This window comes from Bradyrhizobium sp. USDA 10063, from assembly GCF_054063735.1.
The window spans coordinates 1,935,976-1,952,916 of sequence record NZ_JBSSGP010000002.1 but is presented as its reverse complement, the minus strand read 5'-3'; the positions used below and the strand labels follow the sequence as shown (position 1 = coordinate 1,952,916).

The 16,941-nt window shown below is 64.8% G+C and carries 15 protein-coding genes; 9 read left to right on the top strand and 6 right to left on the bottom strand.

What is annotated here, in order from left to right:
* Positions 1–30 precede the first annotated feature (30 nt).
* Together ACVJGD_RS11605 and ACVJGD_RS11600 are read left to right on the top strand one after the other, a co-directional pair.
* Positions 31–2,499 carry a putative bifunctional diguanylate cyclase/phosphodiesterase gene (locus tag ACVJGD_RS11605; protein WP_456634469.1) on the top strand — a complete coding sequence of 823 codons (2,469 nt, stop codon included), beginning with the start codon at positions 31–33 and terminating at the stop codon, positions 2,497–2,499.
* A gap of 186 nt (positions 2,500–2,685) precedes the next feature.
* A complete protein-coding gene (locus tag ACVJGD_RS11600) occupies positions 2,686–3,813 on the top strand; it encodes a lipase family protein (protein WP_456634468.1) in 1,128 nt (375 codons plus the stop codon).
* Positions 3,814–3,832: 19 nt separating this feature from the next.
* On the opposite strand, the gene ACVJGD_RS11595 is transcribed toward ACVJGD_RS11600, so the two are convergent.
* Positions 3,833–4,396 carry a nitroreductase family protein gene (locus ACVJGD_RS11595; RefSeq protein WP_456634467.1) on the bottom strand — a complete coding sequence of 188 codons (564 nt, stop codon included), beginning with the start codon at positions 4,394–4,396 and terminating at the stop codon, positions 3,833–3,835.
* A gap of 145 nt (positions 4,397–4,541) precedes the next feature.
* The gene (gene thrS / locus ACVJGD_RS11590; protein WP_456634466.1) at positions 4,542–6,587 is read right to left on the bottom strand and encodes a threonine--tRNA ligase; all 2,046 of its coding nucleotides are present in this window, start codon (positions 6,585–6,587) and stop codon (positions 4,542–4,544) included.
* Between the two features lie 279 nt (positions 6,588–6,866).
* Here thrS and ACVJGD_RS11585 point away from each other — a divergent pair, with 279 nt between their 5' ends.
* Complete coding sequence (locus ACVJGD_RS11585; RefSeq protein ID WP_456634465.1) at positions 6,867–8,036, top strand: MFS transporter; 1,170 nt, start codon at positions 6,867–6,869, stop codon at positions 8,034–8,036.
* 4 nt (positions 8,037–8,040) lie between these two features.
* On the opposite strand, the gene ACVJGD_RS11580 is transcribed toward ACVJGD_RS11585, so the two are convergent.
* Positions 8,041–9,270, bottom strand: a complete 1,230-nt coding sequence (locus ACVJGD_RS11580) for an alpha/beta hydrolase (protein WP_456634464.1) — start codon at positions 9,268–9,270, stop codon at positions 8,041–8,043.
* A gap of 353 nt (positions 9,271–9,623) precedes the next feature.
* Here ACVJGD_RS11580 and ACVJGD_RS11575 point away from each other — a divergent pair, with 353 nt between their 5' ends.
* Positions 9,624–10,997, top strand: a complete 1,374-nt coding sequence (locus ACVJGD_RS11575; RefSeq protein ID WP_456634463.1) for an APC family permease — start codon at positions 9,624–9,626, stop codon at positions 10,995–10,997.
* A 2-nt stretch (positions 10,998–10,999) separates the two neighbouring features.
* Complete coding sequence (locus ACVJGD_RS11570; protein ID WP_456634462.1) at positions 11,000–12,217, top strand: hypothetical protein; 1,218 nt, start codon at positions 11,000–11,002, stop codon at positions 12,215–12,217.
* A gap of 18 nt (positions 12,218–12,235) precedes the next feature.
* On the opposite strand, the gene ACVJGD_RS11565 is transcribed toward ACVJGD_RS11570, so the two are convergent.
* Together ACVJGD_RS11565 and yidD are read right to left on the bottom strand one after the other, a co-directional pair.
* On the bottom strand, positions 12,236–12,403 hold the full coding sequence (locus ACVJGD_RS11565) for a hypothetical protein (protein WP_456634461.1): 168 nt from the start codon (positions 12,401–12,403) through the stop codon (positions 12,236–12,238).
* 112 nt (positions 12,404–12,515) lie between these two features.
* Positions 12,516–12,860 carry a membrane protein insertion efficiency factor YidD gene (yidD, locus tag ACVJGD_RS11560; protein WP_456634460.1) on the bottom strand — a complete coding sequence of 115 codons (345 nt, stop codon included), beginning with the start codon at positions 12,858–12,860 and terminating at the stop codon, positions 12,516–12,518.
* Positions 12,861–13,105: 245 nt separating this feature from the next.
* Here yidD and ACVJGD_RS11555 point away from each other — a divergent pair, with 245 nt between their 5' ends.
* On the top strand, positions 13,106–14,041 hold the full coding sequence (locus ACVJGD_RS11555; RefSeq protein WP_456634459.1) for a hypothetical protein: 936 nt from the start codon (positions 13,106–13,108) through the stop codon (positions 14,039–14,041).
* A gap of 195 nt (positions 14,042–14,236) precedes the next feature.
* On the opposite strand, the gene ACVJGD_RS11550 is transcribed toward ACVJGD_RS11555, so the two are convergent.
* Positions 14,237–14,683 carry an iron-sulfur cluster assembly scaffold protein gene (locus ACVJGD_RS11550; protein ID WP_456634458.1) on the bottom strand — a complete coding sequence of 149 codons (447 nt, stop codon included), beginning with the start codon at positions 14,681–14,683 and terminating at the stop codon, positions 14,237–14,239.
* 247 nt (positions 14,684–14,930) lie between these two features.
* On the opposite strand from ACVJGD_RS11550, the gene folE reads away from it, so the two are divergent.
* The 3 genes from folE to ACVJGD_RS11535 all read left to right on the top strand — a co-directional run bounded on the left by folE (position 14,931) and on the right by ACVJGD_RS11535 (position 16,904).
* The gene (gene folE, locus ACVJGD_RS11545; protein WP_456634457.1) at positions 14,931–15,632 is read left to right on the top strand and encodes a GTP cyclohydrolase I FolE; all 702 of its coding nucleotides are present in this window, start codon (positions 14,931–14,933) and stop codon (positions 15,630–15,632) included.
* Positions 15,633–15,660: 28 nt separating this feature from the next.
* Positions 15,661–16,083, top strand: a complete 423-nt coding sequence (gene hisI / locus ACVJGD_RS11540; protein WP_456634456.1) for a phosphoribosyl-AMP cyclohydrolase — start codon at positions 15,661–15,663, stop codon at positions 16,081–16,083.
* Between the two features lie 209 nt (positions 16,084–16,292).
* A complete protein-coding gene (locus ACVJGD_RS11535) occupies positions 16,293–16,904 on the top strand; it encodes a c-type cytochrome (protein WP_456634455.1) in 612 nt (203 codons plus the stop codon).
* The last annotated feature ends 37 nt before the right edge of the window (positions 16,905–16,941 follow it).

The following is a 16,941-nucleotide window of genomic DNA, read 5'->3' as shown; positions in this document are numbered from 1 at the left end:
GGCTCATGATCTGGTTGTTCGGGGCGCGTCATGAGTGCGGCGAAGAAGTCGTCGGGAAAATTCACCACAGAAATGTTCGGCGACGTCCCGGTTCTCAAGCGCAAATGGCAGGCCGCATTGCGTCCGGGCGACCGCTTGCCCCGCTATGAGGACGTCATGCTCGGCAGCCTCGGCCGGCTCGCCGATCACATCGTCCTGCTCAAGGAAAGGGGCGGTACGCTCAGCGTCTCGCAACCCGGCCGCTACATCCAGCAATGGCTGAATGACGACCGCTGGGACATGACGCTGAACGAGCTTCCGCCGGACTGTGCGACCGCGCTCGGCGAAGCCGCCGCTAACGCGGCCCGCAATGACCGGCCCTATCTTGCCACGGCGCATTGCGTGCGCGACGGCCTGGTCCGCACCTATGACGTGCTGGCGCTGCCGACCTCCTCGCGCTGGGGCGGCACGCTGATCGGCGCCTATGTCAACGAGCGCGGCGCCCAATACAATCTGCTCGATACGATCTTCGCGGCGACCGATGAAGGGGTGCTGTCGCTGGCAGCCATTCGCGATCCCCACGGTGAGCCGTTCGATTTCCAGATCGTCCATCTCAACCAGGGCGCAGCAAAGCTCCTGAAGCAGCCCGAGCACGAGCTGTCGTGGCAAAGACTCAGCGCGGGCGGAAACCTGCTCTGCGTGGCCGAGGTCACCGAGCGCCTGCGCGAGACCCTCCGCAGGACCAGCGGGACCCAGTTCGAGATCGAGAGCGAGGACCGTTGCCTGCGGCTCGCTGTCACGGCGTTCGGCGACATGCTGTCGCTGACCCTGTCCGATGTCACGGCATTGAAACGGCGCGAGGTCTCGTTCCGCCTGTTGTTCGAGAACAACCCGATGCCGATGTGGGTGTTCGATGCAGCCACGATGGAGTTCCTCGGCGTCAATGACGCGGCGGTCCAGCACTATGGCTATTCGCGCGAGAAATTCCTGACAATGAAATTGCGCGAGATCTGGCCGGAGGACGAATGGGCCTCGCACAGCAAGGCGCTGCAGGAGATCGGCGACGTCTACCATTCCAGCCGCGACTGGCGGCACATCAAGGCGGACGGCAGCGAAATCCATGTGCTGACCTTTGGCCGCCGTGTTTCCTTCGATGGCCGCGACGGTTACCTCGTGGCCCTCGTCGATATCACCGAGCGGCGCAAGGCCGAGGCCCGCATTGCCTACATGGCCCATCATGACGGCCTGACCAATCTGGCGAACCGGGATTTCTTCCAGGACCGCCTGCGCGAGGCGCTGCAGCGGAGCAAGTCCGGGAGCAAGCGCGTCGCGGTGCTGTGCGTCGACCTCGATCTGTTCAAGAACGTCAACGACTCCTTCGGCCACGCGATGGGCGATCGGCTCCTCAAGCAGGTCGCCGAGCGTCTCACGGCCGACATCACCGGCGATAATCTGGCCGCGCGGCTCGGCGGCGATGAATTCGCGATCGTGCTCTGCGATGTCACGCCGAACGACGCCAGCGACCTCGCCGAACGCCTGATCGAGACGCTGAGCGCCCGCTACGACATCGACGGCATGGAGGTGGTGGTCGGCGCGAGCGTCGGCATCGCGCTGTCGCCGGGCGACGGCACCAGCTCTGAGGAGTTGATGCGCAACGCCGACATGGCGCTCTATCGCGCCAAGTCGGACGGCGGCGGCGTGCATCGTTTCTTCGAGCAGGAGATGGACCGCCAGGCGCAGAAGCGCCGCGATCTCGAGCGCGACCTGCGCCACGCCTTCGCCAATGGCGAATTCGAGCTGCATTATCAGCCGCTGGTCGACATCGCTTCCGACCGCATCAGCGGGTTCGAGTCGCTGTTGCGCTGGCGCCATCCGGACAAGGGCATGATCTCGCCGGCCGAGTTCGTGCCGGTCGCCGAAGACATCGGGCTGATCGTCCAGCTTGGCGAATGGGTGCTGCGCGAGGCCTGCTCGGAAGCGATGAAATGGCCCGACGAGATCAAGGTCGCCGTCAACCTGTCGCCGGTGCAGTTCCGCAGCCGCAATCTGGTGCAGGCGGTGATCTCCGCGCTGGCGCATTCCGGCCTGTCGCCGCGGCGCCTCGAGCTCGAGATCACGGAGTCCGTGTTCCTTGCCGAGACCGAAGCCAATCTCGCGATCCTGCATCAGCTCCGCGAGCTCGGCGTCAGCATCTCCATGGACGATTTCGGCACCGGCTATTCCAGCCTGAGTTACTTACGCAGCTTTCCGTTCGACAAGATCAAGATCGACCGCTCCTTCGTCAAGGATCTGGCGCGCCGCACCGATTGCGTGGCGATCGTGCGCGCGATCTCCGGCCTTGGCCGCAGCCTGAATATCACCACCACCGCCGAGGGCGTGGAGACGGTCGATCAGCTCGACTGGCTGCGCGCCGAAGGCTGCAACGAGGTGCAGGGATTCCTGTTCAGCGCGGCACGGCCGGCGGACGAAATCGCAACGCTCCTGGCTGGGTTTGCCGGGCGCGCATCGAAGGCGGCCTGACGCCGTTTGCGGCGCGGCCGTCTCCGCCGCAAATTTGTCGGCTCACGGCGATATTGAGCGAGGGCTATGACCATCGCTCCAGGACGTCGTTTGCTCCGGTTCGCCGTGCTGGCCCTTCTTGCAGGCGCCGTCCCCACGTCATGCGAAGTTTCCGCTCAGTCGGACCCTGCGACGGCGACGCAAGACATGGTCGCCAGCGTCACGGTGCGGGTGCCCGATGCGTTCTATGATCCGCCGGCGCAAGTGGCGGATGCACCGGGCGCACTGCTCCGCAGCGAGCCCCTGCAGAACGTAAGGCTGCCGGCCGGCATGCGAGGCTGGCGCATCCTCTATACGACCACGGTGAGCGACACGACGCGTGCGACCGCCGTCGCGACCGTGTTTGCACCGGTCGATCCGCCGGCGGGGCCGCGTCCCCTGATCGCGTGGGAGCACGGCACCACCGGCCTGCAGCAGAAGTGCATGCCGTCGCTGATATCGGCCCCGGCCTTGGGCATTCCCGCACTCGACCGGGTCGTGCGGGCAGGCTGGGTGATCGTCGCCACCGACTACTCATTCGCCGAGAAGGGCGGCCCGCATCCCTATCTCATCGGCGAAGGCGAAGCGCGGGCCGCGCTCGATTCGGTACGGGCCGCACGGCAGATGTCCGAGCTGACGCTCGATGCGCGCACCGTGGTGTGGGGGCATTCGCAGGGCGGGCACGCGGCGCTGTGGACCGGCATCGTCGGTCCGCGCTATGCGCCTGATATCGAGATCGTCGGCGTTGCCGCGATAGCGCCGGCCGCAAACGTCCGGAGCATCCTTGCGATGAACCCGCCGGTCGACAAGCGGCTCGGGCCGTATGTCGCGCTGTCCTATAGCCGCTTCTATCCCGACGTCACCTTCGAGCAGGCGGTTCGCCCGGAGGCGCTTGCGGCCGCACGCGAGATCGCGGGCCTGTGCGGGTTCCTCCCGGCGGAGGAGCCGGCGCGAGCAGCGGCGCTCACCGCGACCTTCGAGGGTCCCGCATTGGCCACACGCAGCAACGCAGCGCTTTCCGCACGGCTCGCCCAGAACAGCGCCGATCATCCGATCCCGGCGCCAGTCGTGATCGCGCAAGGAGCGGAGGATGATGTCGTACCGCCGGCGGCGACCGCCAGCTATGTCGAGGAGCGCTGCGCCGCCGGCCAGCGGCTCGAATATTGGACCTTCGCGAGGCTGGACCACGGCATGGTGCAGCCGGGCTCAAAGCTTGAGGAGCCGCTCATGGCATGGACCGCGGCACGCTTCGCAAAAGAGCCGCCCCCAGCGGGCTGCACGCGCAAGTCGTTCTGAGGCCGCGTCGCGCGGCGCGTTAGAACCGGGTCACGATATCCGACAGCGCCGGTCGCGGGCGGTCTTCGCTGGGCCTGGTCGGCTTGCCGATATGGATGAACCCTATGAGCTTCTCGTCGGGCTTCAGGCCAAGACCGTCGAGCACATCGCGGTCGAAGGCGAACCAGCCGGTGAGCCAGCACGCGCCATAGCCGAGCGCGGTCGCCGCGGTGACCATGTTCATCGCGCTGGCGCCGGCGGAGAGTTCCTGCTCCCACGGCGGCACCTTCGGATGCGGCTTGGTGAAGCTGACGATGCCGATCACCAGCGGGGCATCGGTGAGCCGCCGCTTCTCCACCTCGACGTCGGCCGCCGGCGCGCCCGGGTTCTTCTTCGCGAATACGCTCGCGATCACGTCGCCGGCGCGGTTGCGCGCCTCGCCCTCGAACACGATGAAGCGCCAGGGCGTGAGCTTGCCGTGGTCCGGCACCCGCGCGCCGATCGTCAAGATGGTCTCGAGCTCAGTCGGCGAGGGGCCAGGCCCCGTCATCTCGCGCGGCTTGACCGAGCGGCGGGTCTTCAACAATTCAATGGCGTCGGGCACTGCGGCTTTCCTCAAACTGGAGCATGATCCGGAAAAACGGACCGGTTCTCCGAAAAGGATCATGCTCAAACCGGTCACGGACATTCTTGCCACGAGATAGGGACGAACGTCCGCGACCGGAAGCGAGTTTAGACGGATTAAAGCATCAGGACAGCGACTTCGACCGCTTGATGTCCGGCGGCGTCGCCTCGTCCACCAGCGCGGCGAGCGCGTCTGCCGTCGGCATCACGGTCTGGCGCTCGCTGCCGAGCCGGCGGACCGAGACCGAGTGGGTCTCGGCTTCCTTCTTGCCGACCACGAGCAGCGCCGGGATCTTCGCCAGCGAATGCTCGCGGACCTTGTAGTTGATCTTCTCGTTGCGCAGGTCGATCTCGACCCGCAGGCCGGCGCGGCGTGCCTCGGCCACCACCTGCTTGGCGTATTCGTCGGCCTCGGAGGTGATGGTGGTGACGACCACCTGCACCGGCGCCAGCCAAAGCGGGAAATTGCCGGCATAGTGCTCGATCAGGATGCCGATGAAGCGTTCCATCGAGCCGCAGATCGCGCGATGCACCATGACGGGCGCCTTCTTCGAGCCGTCATGGTCGATATAGAACGCGCCGAACCGCTCCGGCAGGTTGAAGTCGACCTGGGTCGTGCCGCACTGCCAGTCGCGGCCGATGGCGTCGCGCAGCACATATTCGAACTTCGGCCCGTAGAACGCGCCTTCGCCCGGATTGATCTCGGTCTTGATGCGGTTGCTGCCCTTGGCCTTGATCTCCGACAGCACGGTCGCCATCACGCGTTCGGCATGGTCCCACATCGCGTCGGTGCCGACGCGCTTTTCCGGCCTCGTCGAGAGCTTGACGGTGAGTTCGCCCTCGAAACCGAAATCGGAGTAGGTGGAGAGGATCAGGTCGTTGATCTTCAGGCACTCGTCGGCGAGCTGCTCCTCGGTACAGAACACATGCGCATCGTCCTGCGTGAAGCCGCGCACGCGCATCAAGCCGTGCATCGCGCCTGACGGTTCGTAGCGATGCACCACCCCGAATTCGGCGAGCCGCAAGGGGAGGTCGCGATAGCTCTTCAGGCCGTGCTTGAAGATCTGCACATGGCCCGGACAGTTCATCGGTTTGAGCGCGAACCAGCGCTTGTCCTCGGCCTCATCGCCGGCGGACTGCGCCGCGAACATGTTCTCGCGATACCAATCCCAATGGCCGGAGGTCTCCCACAACCCTTTGTCGAGGATCTGCGGTGCGTTGACCTCCTGGTAGTCGCCGGCGAGGCGGCGGCGCATATAGGCGATCAACTGCTGGAAGATGGTCCAGCCCTTCGGGTGCCAGAACACGACGCCCGGGCCTTCTTCCTGGAAGTGGAACAGGTCGAGCTCGCGGCCGAGCTTGCGATGGTCGCGCTTCTCGGCTTCCTCGATCTGCTTCAGGTAGGCATCGAGATCGTCCTGTTTCGCGAACGCCGTGCCGTAGATACGGGTCAGCATCGGATTGTTGGAATCGCCGCGCCAATAGGCGCCCGCGACCTTCATCAATTTGAAGGCGTTGCCGATCTTCCCCGTCGAGGTCATGTGCGGACCGCGGCAGAGATCGAACCAGTCGCCCTGGAAATAGATCTTGATCGGCTCGTCGCCGGGAATGGCGTCGACCAGTTCGACCTTGAACGCCTCGCCCTTGTCGCGGAACACCTCCTTGGTCTTCTCGCGCGACCACACTTCCTTGGTGAAAGGTTTGTCGCGCGCGATGATCTCGCGCATCTTCTTCTCGATGGCGGCAAAATCTTCCGGAGTGAACGGCTCGTTGCGGAAGAAGTCGTAGTAGAAGCCGTTCTCGATCACGGGGCCGATCGTGACCTGCGTGCCCGGCCACAGCGACTGCACGGCTTCCGCCAGCACGTGGGCGCAATCATGCCGGATCAGTTCCAGCGCGCGCGCGTCGTCGCGCGAGACCAGCTCGATCCTGGCATCCTCCGTGATGGGATCGTTGAGATCGCGCAGAACGCCATCCAGCGCCATCGCGACCGTGCGCTTGGCCAGCGAGGGCGAGATGCCCTGGGCGACATCGAGGCCGGTGATGTTCCTGGCGAATTCGCGCTTCGCCCCGTCAGGGAAGGTGAGGGTGACTTTGTCGACCGGCTGGGCGGGCTTCAGATTGGCGATGCTGTACTGGAATCCGGACTCGGACTTGTGGTCGTCGGGCATGTCATTCTCCTGTGGCTCACTCCTGCGAACGAACGCAGGTAAGCTGAAAGCAGCGATATAGCAGGCGATTGGGCTGGCGCAATCCGGCAATATCAAGAAATCGGCGAGGAATCGGCCGGATTGCCTTGCTCGCAGGAGCCTCAGTCGTTGGATATCTCGATGTTTTCGATCGTGCTCCGGCGGCCGCGCCGCGAATTCGCTGGTGAATGTCAAACTTCAGGGCCAGCGCTGACCGCTGGCCCTTTTTCTTCTTCGGCCGGCTGCTTTACATGCACCTGCATGAAAATGAAGCTTGCCACGCGTCCCTTTGCGCCCACCGCCCTGATGCTTGGAAATATCGTCACCGGCTGCTCCGTACTGGCGCCGGCTGGGATGCTTCCGGAACTGTCTGACGCACTCGACGTCTCGATCCACGCCGCGGGACTCTTGATCACCTTCGGCGCGATGGTGTTGTGCGTCGGTTCGCCGCTGACGGCATGGCTGACCAGCCGCATCGATCGTCGCACCTTGCTCGGCGTGACGCTCGCGGTGCTCACGGTTGCCAATCTCGCGTCCGCCCTGGCACCTGATTATGCGAGCCTTCTGCTCATCCGCCTTGTCATGCTGGCGATCGGCGCGCTCTATACGCCGCAGGCGGCCGGCACCGGCGCGCTGATCGTGCCGGGCGAACGGCGTGGCTCGACCATCGCCTATATCTTCCTCGGCTGGTCGCTCGCGGCTGCGGTCGGGCTGCCGCTGATCACCTTCATCGCAAGCCATTATGGCTTTCGCGTCGCCTATGGCGGCATCGCGCTGGTCGGCTGCGTGAGCTGCGCGCTGCTGTTGTGGCGATTGCCGCGCGGATTGCTCGGCGCGCCCGTCGATCTGAAGACCTGGATCGAACTCGGCCGCAACCGGATGGTCCTCGTGCTGCTCGCGATCACGACGCTGCAGATGTCCGGCCAGTTCGTGGTGTTCACCTTCATGGGACCGCTGCTTGCAAGATTGACCGGCGCCGGCGCCAACGCGATCGGGCTCGTCTTCGGCTTCTACGGCGTCTGCGGCTTCATCGGCGTCGTGATTGCGACCCGCATCGTCGATACCTGGGGGCCGTATCGGACGTCGGTGCTGTTCACCTCGCTGATGCTGACCGGCGTGACCGGATGGGCGCTGAGCGCGGGCGTCTATGCGTTGATGGCCGGCTCGGTTGCGGTTTGGGGGCTTGGCTTTGCGTCCACCAATTCGATGCAGCAGGTGCGGCTGGTCGCGGCGGCGCCGGCGCTCGCTTCCGCCTCGGTGTCGCTCAACACCTCCGTGCTCTATATCGGGCAGGCGATCGGCTCCGCGATCGGCGGCGCGCTGTTCGCGCGCGGCTGGCTCCACGGTGCAGGCTACGTCTCCGCGGCTTTCGTCGCGCTTGCGCTTGCGACCATCGTGCTGACCCGGCCCCGCCGCGCAGCGGCGGAGTAATGAGCTAGCGGCTCGCCGATGGAGCGCTTGCGATCCGCGCCAGCGATGTGGTTCCCGCCATCTTCACCAGCACTTCCTTGACCGGGTGCTGCGTCCAGGCTTGCGTCACGTAATCGCGGTGGGTGACGCCGTCGGGCGTCTGCACGAACACGACGCTGCCGGGCTGCAGCGGCGCGTCCATGCTCTCGCGGACGCGGATGCCCTTGTCTCTGAGCATCGTCATCAGTTCCTGATCACGCCGCTTGGTGTAGCGGGTATAGGAACTCACGAAGAAACCGGTGCGGTTGTTCTCGATCCAGGAGGCGAACTTGTCGAGCTCGCCATAGACCGCATCGAGCAGCACCACGCCGCGCACGCGGCTGGTGGCGCCGCCGACCTCGAGGCTCCAGGCAGTCGGCAGGAAGCCACCGCTATAACCGACGATCACGACCGGCATGTTGGCGAAGGCTGCCGCCGATTTGGGATCGCCAGACAGCCGGGCGAGGTGGGAGTTGGATTCGTCGAGGAAGCGCTTGAAGCCACCCGGCTGCCAGAATTTTCCGGCGCTGGAATCGGCGGCATCGACCGCCATCTGCGGCGCCAGCAGCACCGCGTTGACGCCGGAGTCCGAGATCTGCTGAGGCACCAATTGCCGGTCGCGCACGTCGCGCTCCAGCGTCGCACCATTGCCGTGGAAGAACACAACGATCACGCCCGGTTTGCGGACGTCGAAATTCTCGGGGACGTGCACCAGCACGCGGTTGTCATTGTAGGTCTCGTCCTGCCAATAGACGCGGCCCGAATAGCTGCGATGGCCCTTGCGGCTGCCGTTCGAGACATTGAGGAACGGGGCATCCGAGCGGGGATTGTTGCCGAAATAGGGGAAGGCGGAGGATTTCATGCTGACCAGCGTGGTCAGCTCTTCGCGCTCGCCCGGCTTCGGCAGATTGAGCGTGGGTGTCAGCGACGCCACCCGGACCGGCGCAGGACGCGGCGGCTCCGCCGCGGGTGCGGCGGCCTGCCGTTGCACGAAGCTTTCCTGCTCGGTCGGGAAGCGCTCCTTGAACGATGGTGTCGGGAAGCGGTCCACGAACGTGTCGCTGGGAGTGGCTTGCGTGTTCGCCGCGAGCGCGGAGGCGCTTGGCGCTCTGCCGCATTGAGCCAGTACGGCAGTGAGCGGCAGAAGCAGCGCGCAGGTCACGATCGAGCGCCACGGTGACGTCGGCGCGTGCGACCGCGCCGCCGGGGATGTCATCCGGTCCGCGCGATCACACTTCTGGAACGTTGGGTTCGCCGCCCAGATCATCCACCCACTTACCCCGAAACTCCTGGCAAACGCCGAATCTGAGCGCACCGGTGTTTAGGTGACGTTAAGCTTCCGGAGAATTTCCCCATCCGGAAGTAGCAAGAAGACCATCCAATCGTGTCGCGATTGTGGGCCGCACGCGGTGTTCACATAAACGCGGGCCCTTTGAAGGCAACATTATGGTATTATAATACTGAAATCTGGGCTTGAGTTAGATGCTTGTTAACGTTGCTTGAATTGGCCGTTTTCCGCCTGCACGATGAGAATCGTCGAAGCGCGTGGCGCTGAAGGTACGGTCCGATATGGCGGCATCACACACGGGCAGCGCGGCGTGGTCCGGTTCGCTCCCCGGCAGCGGCTCGACCGTGTCGGTCCTAGTGGCCACGGCCATCGTGGTCGCCGACATGGTGGGCGTCGGCGTTTTCACCAGCCTCGGCTTCCAGGTCAAGGACATCCCCTCCGGCTTCTCGATCCTCCTGCTGTGGACCGTCGGCGGCATCGTCGCGCTGTGCGGCGTGTTTTCCTACGGCGAGCTTGGCGCGATGTTCCCGCGCTCGAGCGGCGAGTACAATTTCCTGAGCCGGGCCTATCACCCGGCGTTCGGATTCGTCGCCGGCTGGGTGTCGGCGACGGTGGGTTTCGCCGCACCGGTCGCGCTCGCCGCAATGGCGTTCGGCGAATACGGCAAGTCGGTGTTGCCGGGCGCGCCGCCGCTCGTGCTCGCGCTCGGCGTGGTGTGGCTGGTGTCGATCGTCCAGCTCACCGGCGTCAGGCACTCCTCGACCTTCCAACTGGTCTCGACCATCCTGAAGGTGGTGCTGATCGTCGCGTTTCTCGTCTCCGGATATTTGATCACGACGCCGCAGCCGATCTCGTTCGCGCCGACCTCGGCCGATCTCGCCCATATCGTCAGCGCGCCCTTCGCGATCAGCCTGGTGTTCGTGATGTATTCGTTCTCCGGCTGGAACGCCGCCACCTACATCATCGGCGAGATGCGCCTGCCGGAACGCAATTTGCCGCGCGCGATGCTGTCGGGAACGCTGATCGTGCTCGTGCTCTATGTCGCGCTGAACGCGGTGTTCCTGCACACCGCGCCGATCGACAAGCTTGCCGGCCAGATCGACGTCGCCCGCATCTCCGGCAGCTATGTCTTCGGTGAGGTCGGTGGCCGGATCGTCGGCGCGATGATCTGCGTCGGGCTGATCTCCTCGATCAGCGCGATGATGTGGATCGGCCCGCGCGTGATGATGACCATGGGCGAGGACATCCCGGCGCTGCGGATCTTCGCCCGCCGCTCGACCAGCGGCGCGCCGGCCTATGCGATCCTGTTCCAGCTTGCGGTGGCAACCTTGATGCTGTTCACGCGCAGCTTCGAGGCGGTGCTCGACTTCATCCAGTTCGCGCTTCTGTTCTGCTCGTTCTTCACCGTGCTCGGGGTGATCAAGCTCCGCATCACGCGTCCTGACCTGCCGCGGCCTTACCGCGCCTGGGGATACCCGGTCACCCCGGTGGTTTTCCTGCTCGTGACCGGTTTCATGATGTACTATCTGTTGACCGATCGTCCGCTGCAGTCGGCGCTAGGTACCTTGATCATGCTTTCCGGCCTTTTGATCTACGCCGTTTTCCGCAAAGGGGAGGCTGGCGCCGCGACCGCTGGCGCATCGGGTCGCGAATGAGGATGTTCCTGCCATTGAAGGTTGTCGCGCTCGCTTTCGCGGTCATGCTCGCGGCGCTGCCGGCGCGTGCCGCCGACACCGTGACCGCCGACGATACCGCGCGCTTCCTTGCCGGCATGATGCCGTCGGCGGATTCTCCGCTGATCCCGCTGACCAGGGACCCGGCCTGGCAACAGCACGCCCGATTCTTCGACCGGGCCTTTGCGCAGCTCGAGCAGCGCCAGTTGTCAAGGATCCGCGCCTGGTCGGAGGCCAATCTCGCGGCGCCGCGGCCGACCATGTTCTACATGTTCTCCGGGCCCGACTTCATCTACGCCGACGCCTTCTATTCCAGGGCGACGACCTATGTGCTGAGCGCGCTCGAGCCGACGGGCTCCGTGCCCGACCTGACCAGGCTGCCGCGCGGCGGTGTCGGCGCCGCGCTCTACAGTGTCGAGCGCTCGCTGTCCTCGATCCTGAGCTTCTCCTTCTTCATCACCAAGAAGATGAAGGTCGACCTGCATGCGGGCGATATCAGCGGCACCTTGCCGATCCTCTATGTGTTCCTGGCGCGCTCGGGCAAGACCATCTACACCGTCGCGCCGGTCGTGCTCGACGAGAATGGCGTCGTCAGTTCCGAAGGCGGAGGGAAAGGCGCGGTGCGCGGCGCGCGCATCACCTTCGCCGGCAATGACGGCGTCGAGCGCACGCTCTATTATTTCTCGACCGACCTCTCCAATTCCGGCGTCAAGGCGAGCGGCTTTTTGAAATTCTGCGAGACGCTCGCGCCCGGCAACAGCCTGATCAAGAGCGCGTCCTATCTCATGCACGCCAGCAATTTCACGGTCGTGCGAGATTTCATCCTCAAGAACAGCGCCACCATCGTCCAGGACGATTCCGGGATTCCACTGGTCTATTTCAACCAGAAGCGCTGGCGCTTCTTCCCGTTCGGCCGCTATGCCGGCCCGATCGCCGAATTCCCGGGCCGCTTTCAGGAATCCTACGCCGAACTGTTCCGCCGCGCCCAGCCGATCGATTTCGGCATCGGCTACCGCTGGCGCACGCATGAGACCAACCTGCTGCTTGCCGTGCAATTGCCCGGTGACGGCTTCGGCACCGCCGATGCGGTGGCTCAGGATGCGCCAGCGCCCAAACCGCCGCCGCCTCGTCCCAGGGCGCCACGGCCGCCGGAGTCGTTGTTCAGCCCGCAGCCCGGCGGCTTCTTCTGGTTCGGGCGCTAGCGTTTCGTTTCAAGTGTGTCACCACCGCGCGCTCTGGCTCGGCACGATGAAGGCGGAGTTGTCAGGCGTGTTCGGCTTGTGGGTGAAATACAGATAGGCGGAAACGATCAGAACGAGCAGTGCGATGATGGCCAGCAAGTCGATCTGGCGGGGGTCATGACCGTGGCGGCTGATTTTCCAGCGCATTGTTGGTGCCTCCGTGCGGACGCAAGGATTCAATGCCGCACTGCCGCCACAGTTCCCGCACGCCATCGATGCATGCACTGCCTGAAAGCGCTGCACGTAGAGGACCATCTTCCTACGGCGCGTTGACGCCGCGCCAGCGGCCGTAGCGCCACGGCAGGTACCAGCGCGCGCCCGGTGGCGCCTGTTCCGGCACATTGTCGATGCCCGACGTGCCCCAGGGATGACAGCGGAGCAGCCGCGCCAGCGTCATCCAGCCACCAGCCCACAGGCCGAAGTGCTCGATTGCTTCGTCGCCATAGACCGAGCAGGTCGGCAGATGCCGGCAGTTGTAGCCGACCAGGAGCGACAGCGTGTGCCGGTAGACCCAGATCAGCGCGCGACCGAGATTACGCGGCAGCCGCCGGGCTGTGCTGGCACAATCCGTGCATCGAAATTGATGTGATGTTCGATCTTGCATGGGAGTCATGCCGCAAACTTACGTAGTCTTGCGGGGGTTCCCAAGCAAGGAACTCTGTTTCCGCAGATATTTACGCCACAGTTCGCAACTATCGCACCGCACGGGCGCCGCTGCAGCGAAGGTCCTATGGACGGCACAGGTCAGTACGGTTACCGTTTTGATAACGCTTCGATGACACCATCATGTCACGTTGCGATGGGGCCGTTGCCACTGCTCACCCTCGGGGCTTGGGGGAAGGAACCAAATTGAGGCTCGTGACGTCGCTTCATCTTCGCGGTCTGGCACTCCTCGGCGCCGCCGCCCTTTGCATCACACTGCCTGGCTCGGTCACGACGCTGGGCAATTCGGCCCGCGCCGGGGCCAGTCTCGAAGCACGCAAGACGCCGATGCGATTCAGTTGGGTGGCTTGCGAGCCCAACTGCCGGGGATGGGTCTCGGCGGTCGGCATCATCACCGCGGACAGCCCGCGCGAGTTCGATGAGTTCGCCCGCGGCCGCCAGCTCGGCGGCGCCACCATCGTGCTCGATTCCAGCGGCGGCTCGGTCAACGACGCCATCGCGCTCGGCCGCCGCTTCCGTGGGCTGGGCGCGCTGACCACCGTCGGCACGACCGTCCTCAACCAGACGGCGCAGGGCCAGCACGCCAGCGTCAGGCCCGAAGCCTATTGCGAGTCGATGTGCGTGTTCCTGCTCTTGTCCGGCACGACCCGCTACGTGCCGGAGCCTGCGCATGTGCGCGTTCACCAGATCTGGATGGGCGACCGCGCCGACGATGCGCGTGCCGCAAGCTACACCGCGCAGGACCTGATGATCGTGGAGCGGGATATCGGCCGTCTGGCGAAGTACACATTCGACATGGGCGGCGCCGGCGATCTGTTGTCGCTGGCGCTGAGCGTTCCCCCTTGGGAGGAACTGCACGAGCTGTCGCGCGATGAGTTGCGGCTGACCAATCTCGTCACCACCGAGCAGGTCGCCGACGTGCTGCCACCGGCGCAGGACAACGCGGCCACCGTGCCGGTCGCGGAAGCGAAGACCAAGTCAAACCAGGACCGTCTCGCCACCAGCGCGGCTGACGGCGAGACGACGGCGCAGCCCGCGAAGTCGACATCGACCAAGACCGCGGAAGCCCTGGTTCCCACCGGCGGCACCGCCACGCCGCCCCCGGTCCAGCCGACGAAGTAAGATTCACCGGGGCCGCCGCCTGTGGCCTCATCCTTCGAGACGCGCGTTCCGCGCTCCTCAGGATGAGGGGAAATACCGTCGTTGGCGGTGGATATTGCTAGCCGCAAGCGAGTTCTTAGACCCTCATGGTGAGGAGGCGCGCTAGCGCCGTCTCGAACCATGAGGCCCGGCTGTCTCAAACCGTGAGGCTAGTGCCTACGCCGGCTGCTTCGCCTTCGCCTCGATCTGGCCGATCGCATCGACCACGGCATCGAAGGTCAGCATGGTGGAGGCGTGGCGGGCCTTGTAGTCGCGCACCGGTTCGAGCAGGGCGATCTCGGCCCATTTGCCGTCCTCCGGCGGCTTGCCGTTTTCCTTGAGCATCTTGCGCACGGTCTCGCGCAATTCGCGCAGCTCATCGGCGGTTGAGCCCACGACATGCCTTGCCATGATCGAGGAGGAGGCCTGCCCGAGCGCGCAGGCTTTGACGTCATGGGCGAAGTCGGTGACGACGGGGCCGTCCATTTTCAGATCGACCTTCACGGTCGAGCCGCAGAGTTTCGAGTGCGCGATGGCGCTGGCATCGGGATCGGGAAGACGTCCGAGACGCGGAATATTCCCGGCCAGTTCGATGATCCGCTTGTTGTAGATGTCATTCAGCATGCGAACAAAGGTCCTAGGCGCAAGGTAGGGGCGCCCTTGGCTGCAGGGTTTCACTGTCCTATATATGGACCGTATCGGCCGAAATACAGTCCGGCCATGCCACCGGTGCGGGCCAGATCAGAAGCCAATGCTATGCTGCCGGTGTTAGGATGAAGGGACTCCAGGCGTCCGGCGGCATGAAGCCGCCCCGTCTGCCCGGTGACACACCCGGTCCGAGAAGGGGACCGGTCGAACGGAGAGACGTCGAATGGACGCTGCCATCAAATCAATCCGCCCTGCCAAGAGCAATGAGCCCAAGCCCAAGGTGGTCGAAACCCGGCCAGCCGAGCTTGATCCGTCCGAATTCCTCGCCGCTGCCGTCCGCGCCGACCAGCCGCGCCCGTCGCGCGCTGAAGCCGAGCAGGCGGTGCTGACGCTGCTCAGCTATATCGGCGAGGATCCGGATCGCGAGGGCCTCTTGGACACGCCGCGTCGGGTCGTCGAGGCCTTTGACGAGCTTTACCAGGGCTACCACCAGTGCCCGGCCGAGGTGCTCGACCGTACCTTTGGCGAGACGGCCGGCTACGACGATTTCGTGCTGGTCCGCGACATCGAGTTCACCTCGCAATGTGAGCACCACATGATGCCGTTCTACGGCAAGGCACATATTGCATATACGCCGGTCGAGCGGGTGGTGGGCCTGTCCAAGCTCGCCCGGCTCACCGACATCTTTGCCCGCCGGCTGCAGACCCAGGAGCATCTCACCGCCCAGATCGCGGCTGCGATCGACGAGATCCTCAAGCCGCGCGGCGTTGCCGTGCTGATCGAGGCGGAGCATACCTGCATGTCGGTGCGCGGGGTCGCCAAGCATGGTGCGTCGACCTTCACCAGCCGCTTCACCGGCATGTTCCGCGACAATCCGGCGGAGCAGCAGCGTTTCCTGTCCCTGGTGCGAGGACCGAACCGGTAACCTCGCACAACATTGCGAGGCTTATTCCGTGTCAGCACATGATCACGATCGCGAGGAAGGGCTGGCATTCCAGCCCAAGTTCGACGCGTCCGGCCTCGTGACCTGCGTCGCGACTGACGTCGCCAATGGCGACGTGCTGATGGTCGCGCATATGAACGACGAAGCGCTGCGCAAGACGATCGCGACCGGCGAAGCCTGGTATTTCAGTCGCTCGCGCAATGCGCTCTGGCGCAAGGGGGAGAGTTCCGGACAAACCCAGCGCGTGATCGAGATGCGCATGGATTGTGACCAGGACGCTGTATGGATTCGCGTCGAGCAGGTCGGCGCGGCCTGCCACACTGGACGCCGCTCCTGCTTCTATCGCGCGGTCACGCATGAGAACGGTGACACAGGATTGTCATTCGTCGACGCCGATCGCTTGTTCGATCCGGAAAAAGTCTATCGCAAATAGACTCAATTCATCGGCGCACAGATGACGCAGCACAACGCGCGTGAGCTGCGTTGCCACCGTCAACATGATGTGCAAAGATTCCCACTCGTCGTCGAAGTGGGGTCGCAGCGGTGGCGCGTCGTTTTTCTCTAATCCGATCGTGTTTTGTCTTTTTCGCGCTGCCGTTTCTTCCTGCGCAGGCGCAGACGACGGAGCGCGCGCCCGACACGATGGCCGCACGCGTGCTCGCCTGCGCGTCCTGCCACGGCGCGCAGGGCGAGGGCACGAGCGATGTCTATTTCCCGCGCCTTGCCGGCAAGCCCGCGGGCTATCTCTATAATCAGCTCGTGGCCTTCAGGGATGGCCGGCGCAAATATCCGCCGATGAACTATCTCCTGGAGTTCTTGCCCGACGAATATCTGAAGAAGATGGCCGAATATTTCGCCTCGTTGCGGCCGCCATTCCCGGAGCCCGCGATCCCGACCGTCAGCGACGCGATTCTCGCGCGCGGCGAATCGATCGTGAAGAGCGGCGATGCGCAGCGCGGCATTCCGCCCTGCGTGAGTTGCCACGGGCCGAGCCTCGGCGGCATGGAGCCGGCGATTCCCGGCCTGCTCGGATTGCGCGCCAGCTACATCAGCGGCCAGCTCGGCGGCTGGCGCTACGGGACGCGCACCGCCATTGCGCCTGACTGCATGCAGATCGTCGCGAGCCTGCTCACCGAGGACGATGTGAAGGCGATCGCCGCCTATCTCTCCTCGCGTCCGGCGCCGACGGATCCGTCATTCGCCGCGCAAGGCAGCCTGCCGATGCCGCTCGCATGCGGCAGCGAGCCGCGTTGAAGGGAGCATCGCCGATGCACCGCCTCTCGACCAAGCT